The organism is Streptomyces alkaliterrae, from assembly GCF_007097205.2.
GTDB classification, from domain to species: domain Bacteria; phylum Actinomycetota; class Actinomycetes; order Streptomycetales; family Streptomycetaceae; genus Streptomyces; species Streptomyces alkaliterrae.
Window position 1 is genome coordinate 1 of record NZ_VJYK02000346.1, and the last position, 5,486, is coordinate 5,486.

The window sequence follows — 5,486 nt, forward strand, 5'->3', positions numbered from 1 at the left end:
GGTGCGCGGCGGGTCCATCCGGGCCCAGATGCTCTGTCTGGTGGACATCCAGCCGGTGGGGCGCTGCTGCCAGACCGGCGAGTTCGCGAACGCGGCGACGAGCACCGGGCCGAGCCGGTGGGCCAGCGTCCAGCGGTGGCGGAAGCCGGTGGGGCCGTCGGAGTCGTCCCCGGCGTCGAGGCTGACCTGGAGGGCGGCGGTGGCGCGCATCATCACCCGGCCCCACGGGCCGCCCCGGTCGAAATACGCCTCCATCGCCCGGTAGCGCGGGGTGTCCAGCACACGGCCCGGCGAACGGTAGGGGTCCAGCCCCCGGCCGTACAGCACCGCGCCGGCTTCCTCGCCTAGGACCCGGCGCACCAGCGCCAGGTCCGCCGAGGTCAGCGCCAGGCAGTGGGCGACGGAGTCGCCCGGGGCACTGCTCAGTTCCAGCTGGCCGCCCGGCTCCCAGGTCAGCCGCCCGCCGCCGGGCAGCGCGCCCGGGGCGAAGAGCGGTGCGAGCGCGGCCTCCAGCCGTTCGGGCGGTACGCAGGCGGTGGGGTCGCCGCGGTCGCGCACCAGCCATTCGAGTTCGACCCCGACGCGGCGGGGCGGGCCGGTCTTGAAGCAGATTCCCCCGATGTAGTCCTCGGCTGCTGCCTCGGAGAGTACGGCGTCCATGGCGACTCCTCGCGGGGTGACGGACGGACGGGCCGGAACAACAATCTGTCTCCCTGCCCGGGGGAACCACTGTGCGAAACATGAACTGTCGGGGCGCGGGTGGGCGCCGGGCGTGGACGCGCCCGGTGGGCACGGCCGACCCGCCGCCGCCCGTCGGGCGGTGCCGGGGCGCGTCGTCGGGCGCCTCGCACGTCCCGTCGGGCGGTCGGCTCCGGCGGGCGTCGGGCCGTGTACGGCGGCGGCCGCCGGGCGCCGGTGGCGCCGCTGTCTGCCCACGGTAGCCACGGGGTACGGGTTGCGCGCGTCGACCGGACCCGCCGGAGTGGCCGCGTGCCGACGCCGGGGGCGGCGCCCGTGGTGGCGTTCCGCGGCTGCCGCGCGGGGCGCGGTCCGGCTCGCGCACCCGCCGCGGGGAGGGTGCGCGGCGCTCAGCGCAGCAGCAGGGCCGCGACCAGCGCGGCCAGCACGCCCACCGGATGGAATGTGGCCAGGTTGAACGCGGGCAGCGCCGCCCCGGGGTCGCGCACCAGCAGCAGCGCGGGCCGCAGCAGCGTCAGCACCCCGACGGCCAGCGTCCCCACCAGCCCGACCACGCCGAACACCGGCCAGGCCACCACCATCAGCACGCCGCTCGCCGCGAACGCCACCAGCAGGAAGCCGCCCGCCAGCCACACCGCCGGCCGCGCCCCGTACACCACCGGCACCGTCCGGATGCCGAGCCGCACGTCCTCCGCCACGTCCGCGAGGTCGTTGGGGATGTTCCTTCCGCCGATCTCCCAGGCGAACATCCACAGCACGAACAACCCGAGCGGCAGCGGATCGACGCTCGTACGGAACGCGAACCAGCCGGCGGACGCCCCGACGGCCACCATCACCCCGCTGAGCAGGAACTTGTACGGCGTGACGGTCGCCAGTCGGCAGTAGACCACCTCCAGCAGCGCGGCGAGCAGGAACAGCAGCACGCACACCGGGTTGAGCAGCGCGCCGATCACCAGCGCGAGCACGCTCAGCCCGGCGATCCAGCCGAGCGCGAGCCGCCGGGTGAGCAGGCCCTGGGCGAGCGGGTGCCGGGCGCCGGCGCTGTCGATGTCAGGGCCGGTGTCGGCACGCAGGTGAGTCGCGAAGCGCCGCCCGTCCACGCCCGCGTCCATCAGGTCGTTCGTCGCGAACACCGCGAGGAAACCGGCCAGGCCGCCCACGGTCGCGAGCGCGAGCCGGCCCGGCGACGGACTGCCGTCCGCGAGCAGCGCGGCGACCAGCGGCTGGGCGATACTCAGCACCGCCTGCGTGCCGCGCGAGAGCCCGTACAGGGCGCGCGCCCGGTCGACGACGGACGCGACCGGCGAGCGCTCGGAGACGGTCACGGCGTCACGTCACATCGAGTGCGGGCCGGGCAGCGGCGGCAGCCAGGCCGACGAGCCCACGTAGCCGTGGGCGAACGCGGTGCCGGCCGGGCCGGGCTCGACCAGCCGCCTGATTCTTTCCAGTCGCAACTGGGCCTCGAAGCGACCGGCCGGGTCGGCGGGGGCCGGCCGCCCGTCGGCCGGGTCGGCGTGCGGGAGGTGCAGCAGATGCAGCAGCGCGTCCGAGAACTCCTGGGCCCGCCACGCTTCGTGCAGCCGCCGTTCCGGATAGCCGGCCAGCGGCACCGGGTCCCCGTCGCGGAACTGGCGGACCAGCGAGTCGGCGAGGTCGGCGGCGTCCGCGACGGCCAGGTTCATGCCCTTGGCCCCGCAGGGAGTGAGTATGTGCGCGGCGTCGCCGGCGAGGAACAGTCGGCCGTGGCGGGGCGCCGACACCACGGAACTGCGCATACGCAAAGCATCCGCCGGGCGCAGTGCGGTGATCCTCGGCAGGCTCGAGCCCGCCGCCGCGAGGCGGAGTCTGGCCTGCTCGCGGATCCGCTCCTCGGGCCACGCCGCCGGGTCCTCGTCGCGCGGGACCTGGAGGTACAGCCTGGCGAGGTTCTCGGTGCGCGGCACGATGGCGGCGAAGCCGCGCTCGTGGATCGCGTACAGCACGCACTCCACCGGCCGGTCCACCTCCGCCAGCACGGTCAGCCAGTCGTGCGGGTAGCGCCGGCCCACGCCCTCGCGCACGTCGGCCGGGAGCGCGCGCCGGCTCACGCCCTGCCAGCCGTCCGCGCCGACGACCACGTCGCACTCCAGGACCAGGTCGGCGCACTCGACGCGGGGACGCCGACCGGTCGCGTCCACGACGGCGGACGCCGGTTGGCCGAAGTACGGCGTACGCCCCTCCGCCTCCAGGACCTCGATCAGGTCGCGGACCAGCTCCTGCTGCGGGTAGACCCAGTGCTGGGCGCCCCCGGCGCGTTCCGCGTAGTCGAAGCGCAGCCGACGACCCAGGCACAGGAAGTCACAACGCCCGTGCCGCACGGCCTCCTTGGCCAGCCTCCCGGCCAGTCCGTGCTCGTGCAGGAAGCGGACGACGCGGTCCTCCAGCAGTCCGGCCCTGGCCCGCGCCAGCACCTCCTCGCGCGGCAGCCGCTCCACGATCCGCACGTCGATCCCCGCCCGCAGCAGCAGCACGCCGAGCACCAGCCCGGCGGGCCCGGCGCCGACGATCCCCACCTGCGTCCGCAGCCGCCGCACCGCGCTCATCGCGGCCTCCGGTCGGCGCGGCGGGCCCGCAGAGCGGGCACGAAGTCCGGATTGAACACCTCGGTCACCACTGCGAACGGCTCCTCACCATGCCAGAGCAGATACGTCTTGAACGCCGCGCCGGCGCCTGGCGGCGGCGCGGCCTCCGCCCGCACGGCTCCCGGTTCGGCAGCCTCCGGTTCGGCGGCTCCCGGTTCGGCGGCCTCCGGTTCGGCGGCCTCCGGCCGGGCGCCGCCTTCGGGTACCACGTTCTCCAGCGGTGCCCAGCGATCCGTTCCCGCCGCCAGCAGTGTGCGGCGGAACCCCGTGCCCGCGGCCTGCAGTGCCGGACCGAGCGGCGCCGAGGCGTCGCCCATCACCCGCCGCAGCTCCGTCGGCATGTCACCGCACGCCACTATCCGGTTCCGCGACAGCGCGTCCCCCTCCGGCGTGACCAGCCGCGACCGGCGGACCAGCAGCTCCGGCCCGTCCTCCGGCACCCGCAGCAGTTCCGCCTCACGCGGCCACCACGCCGGGCGGGCGCGTTCGAGCGCCACCGCCGTCGGCCGCAGGGGACGCCCCGCCCACGCCTCCAGCAGCGTGGTGGTCATCCCCTCGCTGCTCAGCAGCATCCGCGTCAGCGGCGAGGCGAAGTCGCCCGCCCCGCCCGTCGTCCTCGCGTCCGCCCACGCGGCCCGCGCGTTCTCCGTCCATGTGACCTCGGTGGTCATCCGGCACGTCCTCCCCCGTTCGGTCCAACTCGTTCCCCGCTCGCCCGTCCGACCGCCGACGTGCGCCGGGAGTCCGCCCGGCGTTCGGCGAGCACGGCCAGGTAAGCGGGCGGTACAAAGCGCGTCCGCACCCGCACGGGCGCGCCGCAGCGCTCGGCGAGCGCGTGCACGGCCGCCGCGCCGTACATCCGGCGCAGGCTGACAAACCCGTCGTGCGCCTGCGCCCAGCCGCCGGTCAGCGCCATCAGCGGCACGGCGGCCAGGTACAGCGGGTTGCGCCAGCCGTCCACGACCAGCAGGCGGCGCGCCACACGCGTGCCCTCCCGCAGCACGGCGGCCACCCCGGACGGCGGCAGATGATGCAGACAGGTGGTGAGCACGGCGACGTCGTACGCGCCGTCCGGCCGGTCGATCGCCGTCGCGTCCAGCCGGACGATCTCGATCCGCCGATCCCGGCCGAGCGGCCCGGCCCGCAGCGCCTCGACGACAAGCGGGTTCACATCGCTCACCGTCACCCGCGCGCCCGGGCGGCGCGCCAGCACGTGACGGGCGAGCCGCCCGTGCCCGGCGCCCAGCTCCAGCACGCGCGGGCGCGGCACGTCGTCACCGACCGCCGCGACGGCAAGCCGGCTGTAGGTGCGGTAGCCGCCGCTCAGCCGCTGGAAGCGGTCCAGGCCGCGCAGCGCCTGCCGACACCGGGCACCGGTCTCCGGCCGGTCGATGTACTCCTCGCGGCGCGTCTCGTACCGGCGGTCCCACCACGACGCGTCGGGACCGCCCCTGGGCATCTGGTCGAGGTCCACGACTGGTACTGCTCCCTCGTCTCGGACGTTCGGTCGGTCGGCGTCCGGGTGGCGTGTCGACCCGGCGGCGGCGCTGTGGCTCGAATGCGACGCTTGTATGTTTTCGACGGATCGTCAAGCCGGAGGAACGGCTACCACTTCTCCACGCGCCGGCTCCGCCACCGGCGGCGACGTCTCACCGAGCAGTTCGGCGAACTCCCCGAGCCTGTCCCGGTGTTCACCCGAAGGAAGGACGGCGAGCGCCGCCCGGCAGCGCTCGACCTGCTCCCGCGCCATGCGGTGCGCCTCCCGCACCGCGCCGGTCTCCCACACCAGCCGGCACAACCGCTCCTGCCGCCCGTCGCTCCCCCTCTCCGGGAACGGACCGGCCAACAGCGCGTTGATGCTCTCCCGCTCGGCGGGCGAAGCCAGCCGCCTGGCCAGCAGCACGGGCAGCGCCGGCCGCCGGTTGCGCAGATCGCTGTCGGCGGGCTTGTCACCCGACGCCCAGCCGCGCGGCCCCGGCTCGTACGGCAGCAGGTCGTCGCGGATCTGGAACGCGATGCCCAGCGCCTCACCGAACCGCCGCAGCGCAGCCGGTCGGTGCGCAGCAGCCGCAGCGTGATCGGCCGTTCGGCGTACCGGACGGCGTTGGTGACGACCTCGCTGACCAGCAGCTCCACCGTGTCCGTCAGCTCCTCCAGGTCCCAGCG

6 protein-coding genes are annotated in these 5,486 nt (G+C 75.4%); all 6 read right to left on the bottom strand.

What is annotated here, in order from left to right; genetic code table 11:
- A partial coding sequence (locus tag FNX44_RS23255; protein ID WP_228450143.1) for a glutamate-cysteine ligase family protein occupies positions 1-660 on the bottom strand: 660 nt, incomplete at its 3' end.
- Between the two features lie 428 nt (positions 661-1,088).
- Positions 1,089-2,024 carry a UbiA prenyltransferase family protein gene (locus FNX44_RS23260; protein ID WP_323369614.1) on the bottom strand — a complete coding sequence of 312 codons (936 nt, stop codon included), beginning with the start codon at positions 2,022-2,024 and terminating at the stop codon, positions 1,089-1,091.
- A gap of 9 nt (positions 2,025-2,033) precedes the next feature.
- Positions 2,034-3,281, bottom strand: a complete 1,248-nt coding sequence (locus FNX44_RS23265; RefSeq protein WP_143650777.1) for a 4-hydroxybenzoate 3-monooxygenase — start codon at positions 3,279-3,281, stop codon at positions 2,034-2,036.
- Entirely contained in the window at positions 3,278-3,991 is a 714-nt protein-coding gene (locus tag FNX44_RS23270) for a hypothetical protein (RefSeq protein ID WP_143650779.1), read from the bottom strand. The genes FNX44_RS23265 and FNX44_RS23270 overlap by 4 nt, the downstream gene beginning before the upstream one ends.
- Positions 3,988-4,794 carry a class I SAM-dependent methyltransferase gene (locus FNX44_RS23275; protein ID WP_323369615.1) on the bottom strand — a complete coding sequence of 269 codons (807 nt, stop codon included), beginning with the start codon at positions 4,792-4,794 and terminating at the stop codon, positions 3,988-3,990. The genes FNX44_RS23270 and FNX44_RS23275 overlap by 4 nt, the downstream gene beginning before the upstream one ends.
- Positions 4,795-4,908: 114 nt before the next feature.
- Positions 4,909-5,364: a polyprenyl synthetase family protein gene (locus FNX44_RS23280; RefSeq protein WP_228450144.1), complete on the bottom strand. Its 456-nt coding sequence runs from the start codon at positions 5,362-5,364 to the stop codon at positions 4,909-4,911.
- Between the last annotated feature and the right edge of the window lie 122 nt (positions 5,365-5,486).